The organism is Enterococcus sp. AZ088 (assembly GCF_051714845.1).
In the GTDB taxonomy this organism is placed as follows: Bacteria; Bacillota; Bacilli; order Lactobacillales; family Enterococcaceae; genus Enterococcus; species Enterococcus faecalis.
This window is the reverse complement of sequence record NZ_JBIOSQ010000001.1, coordinates 1,018,370-1,038,305: the sequence shown is the minus strand read 5'-3', so window position 1 is coordinate 1,038,305 and position 19,936 is coordinate 1,018,370. Positions and strand designations below refer to the sequence as shown.

Below are 19,936 nucleotides of genomic sequence, written 5' to 3'. Positions count from 1 at the left end.
AAAAGTATTATCACCGATGTCTCTGTCAAACCAGCTGGATAAAAGAACAAAAAATGAGCATGGGACAAAAATCACTTTGGATTTTTGCTCCACGCTCAAAAACTGATAAACCACCATTATTCTAAATTTGAAATAACTCTGAGGCTGAATCGGGGTCTGTATCATATACCTTAAATGCTTCACCGACGCCTAAATCCTTTTGCTTCAAAGTAGACTCCATTGCCATTCGCGCATGAAGTTTCGTATTATTTTCTTTGCTAAGATGACCTAAATAAATGCGTTTTGTTTTATCACCTAACACATCCGCCATCACAAGAGCACCATCATCATTGGATAAATGGCCTTTATCTCCTAAAATCCGTTGTTTAAGACTCCATGGATAAGGTCCTGCTCGCAAAATTTCAATTTCATGATTGCTTTCGACTAAATAAGCATCTGCATTTTCAATCGTACCACGAATATGATCGCTACAATAACCTGTATCCGTTAGAACAACAAAGGAACGATTATTGCGATGAAAACGATAAAATTGAGGCGCAATCGCATCATGTGAGACACCAAAACTTTCAATGTCCATATCTCCCAAGGTCAAAACTTTGCCCATTTCAAAAATATGTTTTTGAGCGACATCGACTTTGCCAATCATGGGATCCATCGCTTGCCACGTTTTTTCATTAGCATAGACATCTAACTTATATTTTCGCGCTAACACGCCAACGCCATGAATGTGATCCCGATGTTCATGTGTAACTAAAATCGCATCTAAATCTTCTGGTTTACGATTGACTTCTGCTAACAGTGAAGTGATTTTTTTGCCACTTAAACCCGCATCTACTAATACTTTCTTTTGGTTGGTTTCAATAAAAAGGGAATTGCCTGTACTGCCACTGGCAAGAACACTGATATTAAAAGCAAACTCTGAATCCATTTAAAACTCTTCCCTTCTACATTACAACATTAACGTGTTTCATTATACAACGGACCTTAATGTTTTTCCACCTTTGGCACAGTATTATTTGTGATGATGGTATTACTTACGGCATTCACCTGTTCAATTTCAACTGAATCTTCACCAGTAGAAATTCCTACAAACCAGACTGGAACGTATACATTTTTCTCACGAATTTTATAAATTCTTGAATAGGCCAATTTAATGAATGTTATTTTAGAATTACTAGGAATCCGGTTATTCATATAGAGCGTGTCTATCGCATCACGATTGGAATATAAATCCGTTTTGTCTCGTAACTCTTCAATATTTTCAATGTGCGTTTGCGAATATTTACTAATTTTCCATAATTCACCTGACGTATCTGCTAAAATACTTAATTTTGCCGTGTCATCTCTAAAGGGAATTCCTTTATACGATTGTGCAGCCACAATTTCTGCCGTCGGCTCTTTTAAATGAGAAAATTCTGGTAAGTATTGATATTCGTCTCCGAATAATAAAGCATTTTTTTCATTTAAAAAGGTACTTAAATCTTTATCAATTTTCTTAGGATCAATAAAATAGTTTTTACTAGGCACACTCGTTAAAGTATTATCCGCAATTTGCAGCCCATTTCTCAAAAAGTTTTTATTCTTTTCACGTTGGATTTTTAAAGCAGCAGAAAAATTGGTTTGTTCGCCACTTAAATAATAGCCTTCCAATCGTTCTGAAGAAAGTGTCCCTTTATACGAGATGTTATCTTTTTCCAACCGACTTTCAATCGATTCTGTTTGGCTGGAAGAAGAGACGTTGCTCTCCTCTTGTTGACCTTCCCGATAAATTCCAAATAAAAAGATATTTAATCCTAAAAATGCTAAGAAGAAAATCCACTCAATTCGTTTAAAATCCATTAGCCCACCTCCAAGCTTGGTAATTGTTTTACCAAGTCCGTTGCAGTGTACCAATTGTTGTTATAAAGGACATACCATTCCGGACTTAAATCAACGACTTGTTTGACTTCTTCAATTGTCTGCCACGTATAACCGATAACAGCCGATTGAATTTTTTCCTTTTTAGCACCAGCCGTTTCTAAACGCTTAATCAATTTTTCCGTGCTTTCCAGCGTCACTTCTTCTTCTGAAGGGATCGGCACTTGGATCGTATTCACACTTGTGTTAATGGTTACGCTTGGCGCAGCACCATCATTGTTCGTGATGCGAATATCCACTTGGCCTTTTAAATCATTACTGAACACTGGGAAACCTTCCACAAAAGTCCGATAATTGACACTATCTTTCGTTCGATCAAAGTAACGTAAATTCCCCATATTGGTTCCTAAACGTTTTACATAAGCAAAGCTTTGATTATAGATTGAGTCCCGTTTATTCTCTTCTGGCAAGGTCCCTTTAAAATCGATTTTCCCCAGTTTTTCTTCTGCAAACAATCGTTCTTCTTTACTCGTGTAGGTTAAGTCTTGACTGTCTTCATTGGTTTGGATATCTTCCGTTTCATTGAAAAAAGCATTCCTAAAACGAGTAACTGGTTGCGAAGCTAAGATATAACTGTACTTTTTCAACTTCATATCATTGGTTAAATAACATTGTCCTTGTTTGGTTAGCGTATTTTCGGAAACGTCTTGATATTGCAATCCCTCTTTATTGATAATTCCCATTAAGCGCGCCTTATTGACAGTCATGGGCGCTTCATAGACGTTGGCTTGGTCATAATCTAAAAAACGTATCTTATTTTCGTTAAAATCCAATTGAATTTTCGTAAAATACTGGTCCGTCAACTCATTAAAGTTAGTAAAATTAATGGATAGATTATAAATCGAAGCATAGTCCGAGATTAAAAAGGGACCTTGATAAAGAAGTTCAATGCCTTGTTCCATTTGGTTGTAGCGCTTAAGTTGCTCTGCATTTTTTGTCACAACTTGTGTCAATTTACCAAACGTAGCCATTTTAATATCATTTTGAACATTACTAATTAATGTTTCACGATTACTTTGCATCGCTTTTCCATCAGTTATTCGAATCAATTGCAAAGGTAAATAGACATCGCCAATGGCTTTTTCATTGACAGCTGTTGTGACTTGGCTTCCCGACTTCATTTCTGGTATTTTTTTGGCAGAATTCAGCCAGATATTGACTGAAAAATATATACTTAAAATGACCATCAAAATCAAGCCAATTCTTGTAATCCATTCTGATAATTTCATCATTCCCACCAATCCTCTTCATAAGGTTCATATGGTAGTGAAATATAGAAAGTCGATCCTTCACCTTCTGTACTTTCCACCCAAATACTCCCGTTATGGGCCCGAATTACTTCTTTAGAAATTGCTAAACCTAAACCAGTCCCACCTTGTGCTCGTGCACGTGCTTTATCCACACGATAAAAACGCTCGAAGACTTTTCCGAGATCTTTTTTAGGGATGCCCAAACCTTGGTCCGAGATACTAAAGACGACATTATTATGTGTTTCAACTAGTCGGCAGGTAATGACGCCGCCATCTGGCGAATACTTAATCGCATTGTTCAAAATGTTGTCTAAAACCTGAATTACTTTGTCTGTATCTAACTCTACCCATAAATCGCGTTTAGTAAATTCACGGCGAATTTTGTAATTTTTTTGCTCATTTTCAATCATCATATCAAAGCGATCCAAGACAAAATTAATCAATTCGTTAAAATTCACATACTCTAATTGAAGATGTGTATTCCCAGAGTCCATCCGAGATAAATTTAACAAATCATTAATCATACGAATCATCCGGTCGGTTTCTTCTAACGTGACTTTTAAGAAATTCGGCGCAATCTCAGGGTTTTCCCAAGCTCCTTCACTCAAAGCCTCTATATAACTACGCATACTTGTCAAAGGCGTTCGCAACTCATGAGAAACATTGGAAACAAATTCCCGTCTTTCCCGTTCGTTTTTTTCCTGTTCTGTGACGTCATGCAGTACGCAAACTAAGCCAGTAATAAATCCTGATTCCCGACGAATCATCGTAAAGTCTACCCGGATAATCATTTGGTCTTCTTCACGATCAGACGTTGAGCGATCAATCAGCAGTTCATCTGGCTCTTCTAACAGCTTCCGCAATGTGTAATCTTCTTCAATATCTAACAACTCTAATAACGAGGTCCCAATCACATTTTCATTTTTTACATTTAATAATGAAAGGGCCATTTCATTAATCGTAATCACCTTTCCGCGGCGATCCGTCGCAATGACACCATCTGTCATATGCGTTAAGACACTATCTAAACGATTTCTTTCTGCTTCCATTGTTTCTTGTGCTTCTTCAATCCGTTCTGATAATTGATTAAATGTTTCTGCTAATTGGCCTAATTCATCTTTTCCATGGACTTCTACTTTTCCAGCGTAATCACCACGAGCGATTCGAATGGCTTGCTCACGCATTTCACCAATCGGCTTCGTGATTGATCGTGCAATCAGTAAGGTCACAATAATCGAGATTGCTGCGGCAATAATAGAAGCAGTGAAAAAGATACTTGCTGTGTTGGTAATTTCTTGGTATTTATTTTCTAAATTACTTTTCACATAAAGGACACCAATCACTGTTTCTCCAGTAGGCGATTGAATCGGCTGGACATTCACATACACGCGTTTATCATTATCTAAAGCTTGATATTTTTTACTCGTAAAGTCATTTAAATCACGATAATCATTCTTTTTCCCAATAATATTTTGTTGATTTAAATCATTGGTTGCCCGAATAATCCCTTTATCATCGACAATTCTCGCTTCAGAAATATCTGCATTTGAAAAATCAGATAATGCTTTTTTTAAATTTGCATCAACATCACTACGTTCGAGATCTTTATTGCTCATCTGCGTACTTAACGTGTTTGACAATTGGACAACTTGGGAATCCATATTTTTTTTAAAATCGGAAATTGTAGTGGCTTCCAATTCACGAATGAAATAGCCACCAATGATTTGAATCGCAATCAGTAACAGCAGAATAAATGATAACGCAATCTTAAAATTAACAGATTGAAAAAAGTGAACTTTTTTCTTCATACCTGATTACTCCTGTTCAGGATTTCTTAGATAATAACCAACCCCACGACGAGTAACTAAATACGTTGGATGACTTGGACTATCTTCAATTTTTTCTCTTAAACGACGCACGGTTACGTCCACTGTCCGCACATCCCCAAAATAATCATAACCCCAAACGGTTTGTAATAAATGTTCACGAGTCATCACTTGTCCGATATGTTTTGCTAAGTAATAAAGTAACTCAAATTCACGGTGGGTTAATTCAATTTTTTCACCCCGTTTTGAGACCATGTATGCATCAGGATGAATGGTTAAATCACCAATCGTTAATTCAGATTGTGTTGTCACCTCGGCTTCTTTCGCATTGGTTGCACCTCGCCGTAAATTGGCTTTTACACGAGCAACTAATTCACGATTTGAAAATGGTTTCGTTACATAGTCATCGGCTCCTAATTCTAATCCTAAAACCTTATCAATTTCAGAATCTTTGGCAGTCACCATAATGATTGGCATATCATGTGTTTTGCGCACTTCTCGCGCGACTTCTAAGCCATCCATTTTAGGGAGCATTAAGTCTAAAATAATTAAGTCTGGTTCCACTTCTTCCACTTTTTCAAGTGCTTCTTCTCCATCATAAGCAGTAAATACTTCATATCCTTCTTTAACCAAATTATATTTAACGATCTCTGAAATTGGCTTCTCGTCATCAACTACTAAAATTTTCTTCACAAAGAGACACCTCTTTTTCCTTCTAATCTTATTTGATACTTTCCTATTATACCTTATTTTGATGATGTTTTCATCTTTAGCTAAAAATGCGCCTTCAGGTTCTCCTAGTATAACAAAAAAAGAATCTCTGACAACAATTGACGCTTGTTATCAAAGATTCTTCTTCCGCTAATCTATTCTTCCGTATCTAAGATGAATTTTGCTACAAGAGCGGCTAATAATCCACCAATTAATGGCGCAACGATAAAAATCCACAACTCAGATAACGCTGAACCACCCGCAAAAACGGCTGGCGCGATGCTACGAGCTGGGTTGACAGAAGTTCCTGTCAAAGGAATACCGACTAAGTGAATCATTGTTAGTGTTAACCCAATTACGATTCCTGCTAATGAAGCATTGCCTTTCTTAGCACTTGTAACTGTCATGACAACTAAAACAAAAATAAATGTTAAAATAATTTCGACTGTCAATGCACCAGCAACACTTAATTCCCCTACGCCATTTTGACCTAAGTTCTCAATACTTTTACCAGCACCTTTTAGAATGCTTAATAATGCAAATGAGGCAATCAAGCCACCAACAATTTGTCCCACTACATAGTAGATTAGTTCCATTGTTGTCATTCGTTTATTAAGCCACATTCCTATAGAAACAGCTGGATTTAGATGTGCACCTGAAATTGTGCCAATACTATAGGCAGCAGCAACGATTGTTAACCCAAATGCTAAGGCAATCCCCGTTGTTCCAATCCCTTCCATACCATTTCCTAGAACGGCTGTTCCTGTCCCAAAAAAGACAAGAATAAATGTTCCTAAACATTCTGCTATTGCTTTTTTCACAAAAAATTCCCCCTTTGTAGACAAATTGTAACACATTCGTGAAATTTTCAATATAATTTTCGTTGTTTTTTCAGCAAAATGATATTTCTATGAAAAAGAGAAATCTTAAATGAAAAATCCCCTCAAAAAAATTTGAGGAGATTTTTCATTTAATTAATCATTTAATAACTGTATACCAACACCTAAAAGTCCTGGTCCTGTATGAACAACTAATGCCGGACTAATCGTTCCAAAGTAAATTTCTTCTGCTTGTGGAAAAGCCGCTTTCAAGCGTTCCATCATTGCTTTTGCTTCTTCCTCTGCCGCACCGTGAGCGACTGCCAAACGGAAACGGGGTGCCTCACCTATAAAGTTCGTCACCAACTCAAACGTTTTATCAAGACTTTTTTTACGGCCGCGAGACTTAGCCACCGTATAGTAAATGCCTTCTTCATTACAAGAAATAATGGGGTTTAATTTTAGCGCATTCCCTAAAATAGAAGTGACTAAACCAATTCGTCCACCTTTTTGTAGATATTCTAAAGTGGCTACATTAAAAAATACTTTTGCGTTGGCTACTTCTTCTGTTAATTTTTGTTGTAATTCTTGCCATCCTAATCCTGTTTCAATTAATTCTGCTGCTCGAATCGCTTGAATGCCAGCCCCGATACCAATGTTCTTTGTATCTAAAACAAATACATCTAGTCCTTCGGTTTGTTCTCCAAGCAAGCGAACCACATTATACGTTCCACTTAAACCACTAGAAATGGTCACCGCTAAGACTTTTTCGTAACCTGCTTCTTTAATTTTGTCAAAAATAGCTTGGATTGTTGCGCCATCTGGTAATGAAGTACTAGGGATTTCTTTCTCTAAACGTTGATACACTTCTTCTGGTGTAATATCTACCTTATCTGTATAGGTTTTTTCAGGATAAATAATCTGTAAAGGCAAGACATACATGCCGTATTGTTTGACTAATGCCTCTGGAACATCTGTCCCAGAATCAACCAGTAGTGCGATCTTTTCTTTATTCATGTGTCATCTCATCCATTTCTTTTAAGTATTCTTGTTCCAATTCAATCACTTTTTCACTAAACATTTTAGTAGCAAAAGACATTGTCGCTGCTTTTACAGCCAAATATTCAATCCCCATAGGTTCTTGTGATTTGGCCTGAACTTCTTTTTCTTGCGCTTGAGCAGCAATCACATAAATCGCTCGTTCCTGTTCTTGACAAAATAAATTGTACGCTTCACGAATACCAACCGTAGCTCCTTGGAATAAAATGCCTTGCTTAATTTCTGGCAATGTTAACACTTGTTTCAACAACGTAATCGCAATTAAAAACGCTAAATGCTTTTGATTGTAGCGCTTTTTCACTGGGGCCGGGATTAACCCGTGTTTGACATAATTATTAACCATTGAGGACGTTAACAAAGTATGTTTTTCCAGTGTAATCAATGGGGATAAGTATTTTTCTATCAGAGTAATCACTTGATCCATATATAATTCAATATCTGGTAACTCATGCCATCTTGGCAAATGAACGTTTTCCAATTGTTGGCCCCAATCTTGTAGTGATTTTTCTATCTCGTCCATAAAAACCCTCCTAACCATTTCTAAAAAAGAATATCATACTTTTGACAATTATTCAATCTAGTTTTTAAAACTAGATTGAATAAAAAAGAAAAGCGAGCAATTTTGGAATTGTTCACTTTTCTCTCTTTATTTTTTTAAAGAACGTTTTCCGATTAAAACACCTATCAAAAACAGGCCTTCTAATAAAACAAAAAACAAGATAAAACAATGCATAAAGTAGGCTTCAGGTAAGGCATTGATAATCGGATCAGTCAGCGGATTAAATAACCAAGCATCGTTGTTAAAAAATAATCCATGAAACGCAATAAAAAATTGATCAAAGCCAATCAGCATGAAAAAGCCAAAAAGCACAGGCAAAAACATTCCCCACTGAAATGGCCGTATCAATGTCCATAAACGCTGATTTTTCACCAAATATTTTAAATAAAGGACACTAGGCAACAGCGTAACTAGTAATACGCCATAGCACAATAAAAACAATTTTTTCACTTCATAAAAATGAAAAGCCGCGCTATCAGACATTGGAAAATCAGGAAATACTAATGTTTTTTCAAAAGGATTGTTTAAGTACATCATTAAATGATCGTAATTTTTAATCAAGGTCACACGATCAACCTCTACGTCTTTTAAAATATTTAAGTGTTGGATATCAAAAAGATACAATGGACGAAAATTAATCGTGATCGTGATACTTAAAGCCACAATCGTTAAAAACAAACAAATGAGTCCAAGTGTTTCCCTTAAACGCAATTTCGACCTCATCATACTCAAAAAGTCCATTCATCTAAGGAATCAACAACATAGGTTGGTGGCGTTGGCAAAGTTGGAACAGCTGACTTAGGGGTAAAACCTGATGTAACTAACAAGCTATCAATACCATTTTGAATCCCTGATTGAATATCGGTTTCATAATTATCTCCAACCATAATTACTTGCTCTTTTTCCACGCCTAAATGCGCAATCGCTCGTTCCATGATAATCGCTTTTGGTTTGCCTATATAAACTGGTTTCGTTTGAGTAGCTGTCTCCACAAACGTCACAACTGAACCTGCGCCAGGTAATAAGCCTCTTTCTGTCGGAATGTTCTTATCTGGATTGGTCCCAATAAACAACGCCCCTTTTTGAATGGCTAAGGTAGCTAAAACCACTTTTTCGTAAGATAATTCTGTATCAAGTCCCACGACAACATAATCAGGATTTGTTTCATCCCATTCAAAACCTGCTTCTAAAATTAAGTCAATTAAACCAGCCTCGCCGATGACAAAGACTTTCTTGCCTCGATTGGTTTCTTTCATGTAATCAATCGTCGCTAAAGTCGCTGTATAAACAAGGGATGCTGGGACATGAATATCAAATTCATTTGCTAAACGTTGTGCCACTGTTTCAGGAGATTTAGTGGTATTATTCGTTACAAATAAAAAAGGCAAATCTTTTTCCTGTAACTGCTCGACAAAACGTTTTCCGGCTGGAATTGGTTCTTTTCCTAAATAAATCGTTCCATCTAAATCAATTAAATATCCTTGATAGTCTTTTTTCACTCTGTTTACTCCTCACGTTGACGAATCGTAAAGCCTTTGCCAGATTTTTTGGAACTAGGCTGTTTGGGTGTAGTCGTTTTTTTATTTTCTTCTTTTCGCGTACGAATCACTGGCTTGCTATTTTTATTAGCGGGCGCACTCTTTTCCTCGACAAACGCGTTAGAACGATTATTCTTTTTATGGCGACGACGACGATGCGTTGTTTTTTCTTTACGTTCCCCTGTTCGTTCAATTACAAAATAGGCACAGCCAAAATTACAATATTCATACAAATAGTCTTCTAGTGTATCAATGCGTTGATCCGGCGCTGCCCGACGATTAGAAGTATCAAAAAAGCCACGCAAGCGTAACTGTTCATAGCCCCAGTCTCCTACGATATAATCATAACGCGCTAATACTTCACTAAACCGTTCACCTAAGCGTTCAGGATCAAAGGCATCACGATGATTTTTAACAATTCGGTACTCTCTTTCACCAATTTGAATATCTGTTTCATTCACAATGGTGACAATTTCCCCTTTTTTCTTTTCTTTTACAGGTTCTTCTTTTATTTCTTCAAGAACTGCTGTTAGTTCTTCTGTAAAGGTTGCAGCAGTTTCTGTTTCTTTTTTTTCGGTTGTCTTTTTGTCTGTCATTTTTTCACCACCTAGTTTTTATTATACCTTGTTTTTATTTGATTGGATAGTGGTCATGCAGATAGTTCGCCACGACAGTTCTTAAAACGTCTGGAAATAAAAATTCGACTTCTCCAACTAACTCAATCGTTGGGAAAAACGGAACAAATTGAAAGTGATCCACTGTTGTCAGCGTATACTTCTGCTCTGGCTGAATAGGTTTCCCTTGCCAAAAAACGGTCTGGCTATTTTGCTCAAAACGAATCCCATCATAACATAATTCGCCAAAAATTTTCCCGCGGAAGCCCATCCCGCGAATCGGAAATTTCCGCAGAAATTGACGACTTTTTTCCATTTCACGAATCAAGCGGCTCATGTCTGACCCTTTCAAGGTAACCTTGATTAAATGCATTGGATGAGGCAAGGCCTCATGTAATTGGTCTGCATTGATTATTCCTTCTGGTAAATCTGCTAAAAATAACCCGTTGTTCAACACAGCCGCTTCGGTCTGCCCCGCTTCTTTTAACGCCTTCAAGGCAACAGTTATAAAGGCATGCGGTTGCCGTAAGTCCGTTGACAATGTTTCAGGGATTTGTGCAATTTGCTGCGCTTCCAATAGTCGATGACCTTCCGTTAAGTAACCCGCAATTTCCTTGGCATCAGTTGCTTGCTCTTCTAAACTTGCTGTTTCAATCGTTTTCGCATAACTTGTGACTTGCTTCGTGTCGGCATCCACAAACAGATGCACTTCACCAATATACTGTCCATATTTGCCAGCAGCTGCTAGTTGCACATGATTAATTTTTTCACCATCTTTAAATAAATGATGTGTATGGGAACCTAAGATCACTTGAATTTCAGGATAATTCGCCGCAATCATAAAATCAGTATCTATCCCCAAGTGACTAAGCAAAATGAGAACATCACATTGAGGCGCAACTTCTGTAATCAGTTGAGGAAGGACTGCTTCCACTTGTTTGATTGTCCAGCCATTGGGATTATACGTTAAAGGAAATGGTGCGGTTAAGCCAATAAACCCTAACTTCGTGCCTTCTTTAGTTGTCATAATTTTATATGCTTGACAAAAATCTGGTAACGTTTGGGTTTTTGGATCTTCTAAATTAGCTAAGACCACTTCAAATGTTGCCTGATCATATAAATGCTCTAATTGTTTCTTTGAATTGCCGATTCCTTCATTATTTCCAATTGTAACCAGGTCATACGCTAATGTATTCATTATAGCTACATTTGCTCGACCATCTGTTGCTTCGGTCAAAGGATGACACCGATCTGAAAAGTCACCTAAATCAATGGTTACGACTGTTTTGCCCTCTTTTTGGTACAGCGAACGTTTGGCTTTAACCAGACGCCGTATTTTGGGCCAATTTTCAAAGTGAGAATGAAGATCATTGGTATGGAACAACACAATCTCTTCCACTAAAATCGCCTCCTTTATTCAGCGCTCTGATTAATAGTACCATATTTATAGAAGAAAGTTACAAAAAAGAACAGATGACTTTAGAAGAATTTCTCCTAAAATCACCTGCTTTTATCAGGACGAACTATGCGTTATTTTTGGGACGCTTGCGTTGCGTCGCTTCCATGATAACTGGTAAGATCACAGGACGACGTTTGGTTTGTTCAAATAAATAACGGCTTAAGTTTTCGCGGATTTCTTGTTTCAGTTTGCTCCATTCGAAATCGTCACTTTCTAAATGCTTTTCAACAATTTCTGTAACAATATTGCTACTTTCTTTCATTAGGTCTTTACTTGTTTTAACGTAAACAAAACCTCTAGAAGTAATTTTAGCTGGGGAAACAATTCGTTTTTCTCGACGATTAATTGTCACAACAGCCACAAAAATACCATCTTCGGAAAGAATACGACGATCCCGTAAAACGATATTACCAATATCGCCGACACCAATCCCGTCAATCATAATATTTTCGGCCGTTGTGCTGCCAGCTACCGACATTCTACCTTTTGTATACTCTAGAATGTCCCCACGACCTGTAATAAAGATATCTTTATAAGGCATGCCAATTTCGTGTGCTAAGTCCGCATGCGCAGCTAACTGGCGGTATTCACCTTGGACAGGAATGAAATATTTTGGTTTCATTAAGTTCAGCATCAATTGCAAGTCATTCGGATTAGCGTGACCAGACACACGTAAATTGTCGGAAATTTGCTTCACCGTAGCACCGGCCCGATAGACAATATCCTCTGTTTTGGCAACCGTTGTTTCCATGGCCGTTGTCGGCGTTGTCGTAATATAAACTAAATCGCCTTCTTCAATTCGAACGACACCATGTGTATTATTAGCCATTTTTTGAAGTGACTTAATCGGTTCTCCCATCCGGCCTGTTTCTAAAATTAATAACTGTTCAGGTGCATATTTTTTCATTTCTTTTGGTTTCACTAATAGATCTTCGCTTGGCAATTGTAATTTTTCCAATTTCATCGCCGTCCGAATAATCCGTTCAAAATCTTGGCCTGTCAAAACGACTTTACGACCAGAACGATCCGCTGCATTCAATACTTGTTGAACCCGTTGCAAATTACTTGCCACACATGCCACGATGATTCGTCCTTCCCAATAGCGAATCGTATCGAACACTTCATCAGCGATTTGGGCTTCGGAAGCAACTTGGACTGGGTTTTCAGCATTTGATGAATCACTAAGTAACGCCAAGACGCCCTCTTTCCCAATTTCAGCCAAACGGCCATAATCGGTTTGATACATCTCAATCGCACTTTGATCAAATTTAAAATCACCAGTATAAACAATGTTGCCTTCTTTTGTTTTGATGCTAACACCAATCGAATCTGGAATGGTGTGCGTTGTTTTAAAGAAGCTCACCGTTGCTTGACCAAAATCAATTTCTGTATGCGGGTCAATCACATGGAAATCTTTAAATTTCTTCGTTTCCGCATGACTGTTGACACTTAGTTTTGCTAGTTCAATCGTTAATTCTGTCCCAAAAACAGGCACTTGAATTTTTGAAAGCAAATACGGTAAGGCCCCAATTGCATCTGCATGGCCATGTGTTAAAAAGACCCCTGCAATTCGTTCACTATTTTCTTCTAAATACGTAAAATCCGGAATGACAACGTCAATTCCTAAAAGTTCGTTCTCTGGATATTGTAATCCACAATCCAGTACAAAAATTTCATCTTCCACTTCAGCAACGTACATATTTTTTCCATTTTCACGAACGCCGCCTAATGGAACGATTTTTATTGTACTCACTCTTTTCACCTCTCTATGATTACACGTTCTTTAAATCTCTAACGTGCGAATAATTCTTTGCTCTTCTTCTGGTGTACAAGCAACTAGAGGTAAACGTAAATTTCCAACAGGAATACCTAAATGATTTAAGGCCGCTTTCACGGGTGCCGGTGAAGGCACTGAAAACAATGCGTTCATTTTTGGTAATAACTGTCGTTGAATTTTAGCCGCTTCCGGCAAGTTCCCCTGCTCCAGCGCTTGATACATCTCATACATTGACGAACCGAAGACATGACTGGCTACCGAAATAACCCCTTGTCCGCCAAGTGCCTTGGTGGCAAAAGCCAACCCGTCTTCTCCAGTATACACTAGAAAGTCTTTTGGCGCTCTTTCAATCAACTCAGTAATTGCATCTAACCCTGCACATTCTTTAATTGCCACAATTTTTTCCAATTGTGCTAAGCGCAAAGTAGTTTCCACTTCTAGACATGCAGCCGTTCTACCAGGAACATTGTACAAAATAATTGGCAGTTCACTTGCTTCTGCGATGGTTTTAAAATGTTGATACATACCTTCTTGATTTGGTTTATTATAATAAGGAACAACCGCCAAAACAGCATCGATACCAGCGATTGTCGCTAACTCTTTCACAAAAGCGACTGAGTCACGTGTATCATTCGTACCTACACCACAAATAATCGGAATACGTCCATCGATCAGTTCAATAATTCGCTGGAATAATTGTAATTCTTCTTCATGAGTTAACGTGGGTGATTCACCAGTTGTTCCTGCTAAAATAACGCCTTCTGTATGATTGGCCAATAAATAGTCTACCAATTGCGGTAGTTTATCAAAATCTATTTCTCCCGATTCTTGAAACGGCGTAACCATTGCCGTAATAATTGTTGCATTCGTTAAATCCATCCTATTCCCTCCCGAGTATACAATACAAACCTTCTAGTCGTTTTCAGGTACACGAAGCAAATTCATTTCGTGTAGCGTTTCAGCAATTTGGACCGAGTTCCAAGCAGCTCCTTTTAATAGGTTGTCTGACACAATCCATAAATGGAAACCGTTCTTCACGTCAACGTCTTGACGAATACGGCCGACAAATGTTTCTTTCTGGTTGACGCTATTTAGCGCTTGTGGATATAGTTGTTCACTTGGCTCATCTTGCAAAATTACACCTGGAGCTTGCGCCATTAATTCTTGGATGGCTGAGACCGATGCATCTGCTTGTTTCACTTCTATATAAACAGATTCAGAATGTCCTGAAATTACCGGAATACGGACACAGGTGGCAACGACTTTTAGCTTGTTGTCTCCCATGATTTTTTTTGTTTCATTCATCATTTTCCATTCTTCGTAGGTATACCCTGCTTCTGAAAAAACATCGATTTGAGGTAACGCATTAAAAGCAATTGGATAATGTTTTTTGTCACTGCCAGCTGGCAAAATTTCAGCTGACCATTCGCTGACAGGTTTTCCCTCTAAAAAATCTTCGGCTTGTTCTTTTAGCTCATTAATTGCACGGATACCTGCGCCACTCACAGCTTGATACGTTGAAACGATGATTCGTTCTAAGCCAAACGCTTGCCGAATTGGTTCCAAGGCCACCATCATTTGAATCGTAGAACAATTGGGATTTGCGATAATTCCCTGATGATTTTTCAAGGCTTCCGGATTCACTTCTGGAACAACTAAAGGAACATCTTTTGCCATTCTAAAATGGCTAGTGTTGTCAACAACGACAGCTCCGCGCTTAACTGCTTCTGGTGCAAACTTTTCGGAAATACCCCCACCAGCACTAAATAATGCTAAATCGATTCCTTCAAATGATTCCGGGACTAATTCTTCCACGATAAGAGGTTGTCCTTTAAACTGAATCTCTTGTCCAGCAGAACGCTTAGACGCCAATAACCTCACACTGGCAATTGGCAAACTTGTTTCTGCTAACAATTCAATCATTCTTGTCCCGACAGCACCTGTTGCTCCTACCACGGCAACATGATATTCTTTTCCCATATTTTCATACTCCCCTCTTACCTTCTTGTAAAAGCTACTTGTCCTATTTTACCATAGTATTGAAAAAACCTACATAGTCAAAAAAATGATTTTTTTATTTTCCCATGATATTTTAAAACTATTACCCATCAAAGGACTATCCATTGACTTTTGACTTAAATTTGTTATAGTTAAAACGAATTTAATTATAAAGGGAGCGAAATTTCATGGCACGCGTAGAAAGTTTTGAATTAGATCACAACACAGTAAAAGCACCATATGTTCGCCTTGCTGGCACAGAACAAAATGGTGATGCGTTAGTCGAAAAATATGACTTACGTTTCTTACAACCAAACAAAGATGCCCTACCAACAGGCGCATTACACACGTTGGAACATTTATTAGCAGTTAACATGCGTGATGAATTAAAAGGAATCATTGACATTTCGCCAATGGGTTGCCGCACTGGTTTTTATATGATTATGTGGGATCAACATTCACCACAAGAAATCCGTGATGCATTAGTCAACGTTTTAAACAAAGTAATCAATACAGAAGTTGTTCCAGCAGTCTCTGCAAAAGAGTGTGGAAACTACAAAGATCATTCTTTATTTGCAGCGAAAGAATATGCAAAAATTGTCTTAGACCAAGGAATTAGTTTAGATCCATTTGAACGTATTCTGTAATCTTTAGCAATTAACGACAGAGAAACCCACTATTAAGCTGTGGGTTTTTCTGTTCTCTTTCTTAATTTAAACGGAGGTTTTTTATGAATCAAACAATCGAACAATTACTAAGTCACCGTTCCGTTCGTCATTTTAAAAAGCAAGCGTTAACGGACAAGCAGAAACAACAGTTAATTACTGCAGCTCAAGCAGGATCAAGCTCCAATTTTTTACAAGCTTATACAATTATAGAAATCAAAGATCCTGAGCTACGCAGAGAATTGGGACGTTTAGCGAATTGTGAAGACTATGTCGTTAACACTGGTGTGTTCTATGTTTTTGTTGCTGATTTGTATCGTCATGCAACGATTTTGTCAAAAGAGGGGCAATCATTGGAACCCTTAAAGACACCAGAATCATTATTAGTAGCTGCCGTTGATACAACGATTGCTGCGCAAAACATGGCCATTGCGGCTGAATCTATGGATTTAGGGATTTGTTATATTGGCGGCATTCGAAATGACTTAGACACAGTAGCCAAACGCTTATCTTTGCCTGAATTAACTGTACCACTTTTCGGATTAACAATCGGTGTACCAGAAACGTTAAATGGTGTAAAACCACGGATGCCTTTTGAAAATATTTTAAGCGAAAATCACTACCAATCAGACAAATTGACAGATATACACACATATGATGAATTATTAAAAGATTATTATGCCAGCCGCTCAAGTAACGCCCAAACAGCGGATTGGTCACAGAAGTCTTTGTCCTATTTTTCTTATAATCGTCGCCCAGAAGTAAAAATTTTCTTGCAAAAACAAGGATTTGATGTCTAAACAAAAGAGCGTGGGCTTACGTTGAAATAACGTAAGCCCACGCTCTTTTGTTAATTTTTATTTATCTTTACTAAATTTGTCTTTTAAGTCTTCAAAGCCTTCTTTAACTTTATCAGTTAATTTTTCAGCGCCTTCTTTAAGGTCGTCGCCGGCATCACGTGCTTTGTCTTTTACGTCAGCAAAGGTTGATTGAGCTTTTCCTTCAAGTTCTTTGCCTTTATCATCCGTAACTTTGCCTTGCGCTTCTTTTGCAGTACCTTCTACTTTATCTTTTGCATCGTCAAAACGTCCTTTTAAATCTGCCATGCTAATCCCTCCTAAATAATTAATTACATAATAAGAGTATCATTCTTAGCCATTTCCTTCAAATATAATGCATGAACTGCGAATAAATGGTTATTTTTGAGCTATTAAAGCTTTTTTTGCCAAGGCAAAGCAACCAATTGTTCCTGGATTATCTTCTAAAAGAGGCGTCACCAAGTATTTTTCTAAAGGCGGTGTTTCCACGTATCCATTGACTAATTCAGCAAATTTTTCACGAACTTTCGGCATCAAATGACGTTGTTTCATGACGCCGCCACCTAAAATAATCACTTCTGGCGCTAATAATAAAGTCGTATTGTACGCCGCTTGCGCTAAATAATAAGCTTCTAGTTCCCAAGTTTGGTGATCCTCTTCCAATAAATGACCTTTTTTACCAGAACGACCTTCAACTGCTGGTCCTGCTGCAATCCCTTCTAAACAATCTCCATGATAAGGACAATTTCCTGCATACGTATCTTCAGGATGACGACGGACTAACGCATGCCCCATTTCTGGGTGGCTAAAGCCTTCAATAAACTCACCGTTTTGAATCGCTCCAGCGCCAACACCAGTTCCAATTGTATAATATACACAACTAGATGTATGTTGCCCATTTCCAGCAACATACTCACCATATGCCGCAGCATTCACATCCGTTGTCCAAGCCATTGGCACATCAAAATGTTGTTTCATAGTTCCTAACAAGTCAAAGTTACGCCAAGCTAATTTTGGTGTAGAAGTGATATAACCATACGTAGGAGAATCAACGTGAATATCAATCGGACCAAACGAACCAATCCCAATCGCTTTTAAAGGATATTGTTGGAAAAATTCTATTACTTTTTTCATTGTTTCTTCTGGGGTTGTTGTGGGAAAACTGACACGTTCCACAATGGTCAAATCATCTGTCCCAACGCCACATACAAATTTTGTGCCACCGGCTTCGATACTTCCTAAAAGTTTTTTTGTCATTGCAATATGCTCCTTCGTTTCCATTTTATAAGTAAGCGGATACATTACTTTTGATTAAATAACTAACATACACGTTTAGTTTACCACTTTTTTTTCGTTTCGACAGAACAATTTAACAATTTCAGTCAGGTTGCCCAATGAAATCTGGCAAGTTGCTAAAGAGCATTTTCCTAAAACAAAAAACGAGCATTCACGGTTATCTAACAATGAATGCTCGTTTTTTGTTTATTGATTCTTTAGCGAAAAATATAACAATAGTCCGATTGTAATCCAGCCACCACTAAGTAAAAGCATTAACCAACTCAAAAGTGTTTCTTTTAGAATACTTCTGGGCTCTTTTGCATGCTGAATAAAACTCATACTAGTCAGCAAAGAAAAGAGGAAAAACATAAAACAAATGACCGCTAAACCGCCAGACAACCAAAACCAACTAGCCATTATTCTCACTCTCCTTTTCGCTTGTTTTTTGATAATTATTGCGCCAAATGACACTATAAATTGCCCCAATTGTGATTACTAACAACGTGTAGAAAGTCGGTAACCACCATGTAGGTAGGACCCATTTGACCGTAGCTTCTTGATTCAATTTTTTTGCTTCACGAGTGTTAATCGTAAATTCTTGTTGAAAAGGCCAAGACTGTTGTTCATCTTGTTGTAAAATAGCACGTCCTGTAAATATATAAGTCCCAGCATCTAGCGGTTGTTTGCCCAAATCAAGATGAAAATTCATGGAACTATTTGGGGCAAAGCGAACATTTTTTAGTGTCCGTTGTGCAATTTTTTTAGAGGATCCTTTTTTTATCACTTGACCTTCTAAACGAACTTCTGGAAAAATAGCAGCATATGGATTTTGAATGACCGCCTTTAGTGATTTGGCCCCTAAAGCAATTGTAGGTGTTACTTTCGTTAATTTCAGTTGGTTCACCTCTGTTAAAGGAGCATTCTCAGCACTCCTCATGGCAATCGCAACATTAAACCCGTAGCGACTAGTTAAGCCCGTTGTTTGGGTCTCTTCCTCTTTTTCATCTTTGAGATGCGCGTAAACCCCGCCTAAAACAACTCCTTTGATAGGCTGATCAAGTCCCTTCACCTTCATCTTTGCTGATACTGTTTGATGAGGCGGCACACTCACTTCCTCATTTTCTAAAGTAACCAAGTCTGTCAGCGGAACCTTTAACGATGAATCAAGTGGTTTATCAAAATCATTGTACACAATCAACCCATTATCATTTGTTGATGCATTTGCTAGAGTCAATACGATGGACAATTTTTCGTCTGTCTTATTTTTTATGTCTAAGACAATAGTGGAAGATTGCTTTGGTGCCAGAATTAAATCATAATAACTAGATGTTCCTGACACTTGATTTTCTGGTAAAACAGGCGTTACTGTAAATTTAGTCTTCATTTCTTCTGTAGCTTCTACTTTTGGAACAATAATAAAAAATGTGAAAAACAGAAATAGACAGAAAACACCGACTTTTTTTCTACTCATTTCTTCAAGATCTCCTTTATAAAGCTGAATGTACCTACTAGTCTAACAAACCAGCGAAACAATGCTGATCAATCTTTGTCCTTTGGGAAGGATAATCTTGAAAAGAAAGAAGAAAAGATTGTTAAGTTACTTTATTTCTTTTCTCTGAATTAAAACTACATATTTAACGCAAAAATAG

The 19,936-nt window shown here is 37.7% G+C and carries 21 protein-coding genes; 2 read left to right on the top strand and 19 right to left on the bottom strand.

The genetic code is table 11. The features are described 5' to 3' along the window. Positions 1-121 precede the first annotated feature (121 nt). The 15 genes from IGL17_RS05215 to IGL17_RS05145 form a co-directional block, all read right to left on the bottom strand. The gene (locus IGL17_RS05215; protein ID WP_002357943.1) at positions 122-928 is read right to left on the bottom strand and encodes an MBL fold metallo-hydrolase; all 807 of its coding nucleotides are present in this window, start codon (positions 926-928) and stop codon (positions 122-124) included. Positions 929-984: 56 nt separating this feature from the next. Then, entirely contained in the window at positions 985-1,839 is an 855-nt protein-coding gene (locus IGL17_RS05210) for a two-component system regulatory protein YycI (RefSeq protein WP_002365516.1), read from the bottom strand. Beyond that, positions 1,839-3,149: a YycH family regulatory protein gene (locus IGL17_RS05205; RefSeq protein WP_016617878.1), complete on the bottom strand. Its 1,311-nt coding sequence runs from the start codon at positions 3,147-3,149 to the stop codon at positions 1,839-1,841. Before IGL17_RS05205 ends, IGL17_RS05210 begins: the two co-directional genes overlap by 1 nt. Beyond that, entirely contained in the window at positions 3,146-4,975 is a 1,830-nt protein-coding gene (walK, locus tag IGL17_RS05200; RefSeq protein WP_002357946.1) for a cell wall metabolism sensor histidine kinase WalK, read from the bottom strand. The genes IGL17_RS05205 and walK overlap by 4 nt, the downstream gene beginning before the upstream one ends. A 6-nt stretch (positions 4,976-4,981) precedes the next feature. Next, the gene (gene yycF / locus IGL17_RS05195) at positions 4,982-5,686 is read right to left on the bottom strand and encodes a response regulator YycF (protein WP_002357947.1); all 705 of its coding nucleotides are present in this window, start codon (positions 5,684-5,686) and stop codon (positions 4,982-4,984) included. A gap of 173 nt (positions 5,687-5,859) precedes the next feature. Further along, entirely contained in the window at positions 5,860-6,561 is a 702-nt protein-coding gene (locus IGL17_RS05190; RefSeq protein WP_016617877.1) for an MIP/aquaporin family protein, read from the bottom strand. Between the two features lie 117 nt (positions 6,562-6,678). Next, on the bottom strand, positions 6,679-7,539 hold the full coding sequence (locus tag IGL17_RS05185; protein ID WP_002357950.1) for a DegV family protein: 861 nt from the start codon (positions 7,537-7,539) through the stop codon (positions 6,679-6,681). Further along, positions 7,532-8,101 carry a DUF1836 domain-containing protein gene (locus tag IGL17_RS05180; protein ID WP_002361647.1) on the bottom strand — a complete coding sequence of 190 codons (570 nt, stop codon included), beginning with the start codon at positions 8,099-8,101 and terminating at the stop codon, positions 7,532-7,534. The genes IGL17_RS05185 and IGL17_RS05180 overlap by 8 nt, the downstream gene beginning before the upstream one ends. A 126-nt stretch (positions 8,102-8,227) precedes the next feature. After that, a complete protein-coding gene (locus IGL17_RS05175; protein ID WP_002390100.1) occupies positions 8,228-8,881 on the bottom strand; it encodes a TIGR01906 family membrane protein in 654 nt (217 codons plus the stop codon). Further along, positions 8,869-9,639, bottom strand: a complete 771-nt coding sequence (locus tag IGL17_RS05170) for a TIGR01457 family HAD-type hydrolase (protein WP_002357953.1) — start codon at positions 9,637-9,639, stop codon at positions 8,869-8,871. The genes IGL17_RS05175 and IGL17_RS05170 overlap by 13 nt, the downstream gene beginning before the upstream one ends. Before the next feature lie 5 nt (positions 9,640-9,644). After that, positions 9,645-10,274 (bottom strand): YutD family protein, encoded by a 630-nt coding sequence (locus IGL17_RS05165; protein ID WP_002377795.1) that lies wholly within the window; start codon positions 10,272-10,274, stop codon positions 9,645-9,647. A gap of 34 nt (positions 10,275-10,308) precedes the next feature. Then, positions 10,309-11,691, bottom strand: a complete 1,383-nt coding sequence (locus tag IGL17_RS05160) for a bifunctional metallophosphatase/5'-nucleotidase (protein WP_438760036.1) — start codon at positions 11,689-11,691, stop codon at positions 10,309-10,311. Between the two features lie 124 nt (positions 11,692-11,815). Beyond that, the gene (locus IGL17_RS05155) at positions 11,816-13,504 is read right to left on the bottom strand and encodes a ribonuclease J (RefSeq protein WP_002375145.1); all 1,689 of its coding nucleotides are present in this window, start codon (positions 13,502-13,504) and stop codon (positions 11,816-11,818) included. Positions 13,505-13,534: 30 nt separating this feature from the next. Next, positions 13,535-14,407, bottom strand: a complete 873-nt coding sequence (gene dapA, locus IGL17_RS05150) for a 4-hydroxy-tetrahydrodipicolinate synthase (RefSeq protein WP_002361644.1) — start codon at positions 14,405-14,407, stop codon at positions 13,535-13,537. 33 nt (positions 14,408-14,440) lie between these two features. Beyond that, complete coding sequence (locus IGL17_RS05145) at positions 14,441-15,508, bottom strand: aspartate-semialdehyde dehydrogenase (protein ID WP_010823592.1); 1,068 nt, start codon at positions 15,506-15,508, stop codon at positions 14,441-14,443. Between the two features lie 206 nt (positions 15,509-15,714). On the opposite strand from IGL17_RS05145, the gene IGL17_RS05140 reads away from it, so the two are divergent. Continuing rightward, positions 15,715-16,173 carry an S-ribosylhomocysteine lyase gene (locus tag IGL17_RS05140; protein WP_002357960.1) on the top strand — a complete coding sequence of 153 codons (459 nt, stop codon included), beginning with the start codon at positions 15,715-15,717 and terminating at the stop codon, positions 16,171-16,173. A gap of 83 nt (positions 16,174-16,256) precedes the next feature. Further along, a complete protein-coding gene (gene nfsA / locus IGL17_RS05135; protein WP_002375151.1) occupies positions 16,257-16,991 on the top strand; it encodes an oxygen-insensitive NADPH nitroreductase in 735 nt (244 codons plus the stop codon). Positions 16,992-17,048: 57 nt separating this feature from the next. Here the strand turns inward: nfsA and IGL17_RS05130 are convergent, their stop codons facing one another. The 4 genes from IGL17_RS05130 to IGL17_RS05115 form a co-directional block, all read right to left on the bottom strand. After that, positions 17,049-17,297 carry a YtxH domain-containing protein gene (locus IGL17_RS05130; RefSeq protein WP_002357962.1) on the bottom strand — a complete coding sequence of 83 codons (249 nt, stop codon included), beginning with the start codon at positions 17,295-17,297 and terminating at the stop codon, positions 17,049-17,051. Positions 17,298-17,387: 90 nt separating this feature from the next. Continuing rightward, positions 17,388-18,266: a fructokinase ScrK gene (gene scrK, locus IGL17_RS05125; protein ID WP_078126810.1), complete on the bottom strand. Its 879-nt coding sequence runs from the start codon at positions 18,264-18,266 to the stop codon at positions 17,388-17,390. 225 nt (positions 18,267-18,491) lie between these two features. After that, positions 18,492-18,704: a hypothetical protein gene (locus IGL17_RS05120; protein WP_002357965.1), complete on the bottom strand. Its 213-nt coding sequence runs from the start codon at positions 18,702-18,704 to the stop codon at positions 18,492-18,494. Then, positions 18,697-19,758, bottom strand: coding sequence for a DUF916 and DUF3324 domain-containing protein (locus IGL17_RS05115; protein WP_016617874.1), 1,062 nt, complete (start codon positions 19,756-19,758; stop codon positions 18,697-18,699). The genes IGL17_RS05120 and IGL17_RS05115 overlap by 8 nt, the downstream gene beginning before the upstream one ends. Positions 19,759-19,936: the final 178 nt, after the last annotated feature.

Coding starts and splice junctions, on each gene's coding strand:
- IGL17_RS05215 (WP_002357943.1), bottom strand. CDS start 928: ATGGATTCAGAGTTTGCTTTTAATATCAGTGTTCTTGCCAGTGGCAGT.
- IGL17_RS05210 (WP_002365516.1), bottom strand. CDS start 1,839: ATGGATTTTAAACGAATTGAGTGGATTTTCTTCTTAGCATTTTTAGGA.
- IGL17_RS05205 (WP_016617878.1), bottom strand. CDS start 3,149: ATGATGAAATTATCAGAATGGATTACAAGAATTGGCTTGATTTTGATG.
- walK (WP_002357946.1), bottom strand. CDS start 4,975: ATGAAGAAAAAAGTTCACTTTTTTCAATCTGTTAATTTTAAGATTGCG.
- IGL17_RS05190 (WP_016617877.1), bottom strand. CDS start 6,561: ATGTGTTACAATTTGTCTACAAAGGGGGAATTTTTTGTGAAAAAAGCA.
- IGL17_RS05185 (WP_002357950.1), bottom strand. CDS start 7,539: ATGAATAAAGAAAAGATCGCACTACTGGTTGATTCTGGGACAGATGTT.
- IGL17_RS05180 (WP_002361647.1), bottom strand. CDS start 8,101: ATGGACGAGATAGAAAAATCACTACAAGATTGGGGCCAACAATTGGAA.
- IGL17_RS05175 (WP_002390100.1), bottom strand. CDS start 8,881: ATGGACTTTTTGAGTATGATGAGGTCGAAATTGCGTTTAAGGGAAACA.
- IGL17_RS05165 (WP_002377795.1), bottom strand. CDS start 10,274: ATGACAGACAAAAAGACAACCGAAAAAAAAGAAACAGAAACTGCTGCA.
- dapA (WP_002361644.1), bottom strand. CDS start 14,407: ATGGATTTAACGAATGCAACAATTATTACGGCAATGGTTACGCCGTTT.
- IGL17_RS05145 (WP_010823592.1), bottom strand. CDS start 15,508: ATGGGAAAAGAATATCATGTTGCCGTGGTAGGAGCAACAGGTGCTGTC.
- IGL17_RS05140 (WP_002357960.1), top strand. CDS start 15,715: ATGGCACGCGTAGAAAGTTTTGAATTAGATCACAACACAGTAAAAGCA.
- nfsA (WP_002375151.1), top strand. CDS start 16,257: ATGAATCAAACAATCGAACAATTACTAAGTCACCGTTCCGTTCGTCAT.
- IGL17_RS05130 (WP_002357962.1), bottom strand. CDS start 17,297: ATGGCAGATTTAAAAGGACGTTTTGACGATGCAAAAGATAAAGTAGAA.
- scrK (WP_078126810.1), bottom strand. CDS start 18,266: ATGACAAAAAAACTTTTAGGAAGTATCGAAGCCGGTGGCACAAAATTT.
- IGL17_RS05120 (WP_002357965.1), bottom strand. CDS start 18,704: ATGGCTAGTTGGTTTTGGTTGTCTGGCGGTTTAGCGGTCATTTGTTTT.
- IGL17_RS05115 (WP_016617874.1), bottom strand. CDS start 19,758: ATGAGTAGAAAAAAAGTCGGTGTTTTCTGTCTATTTCTGTTTTTCACA.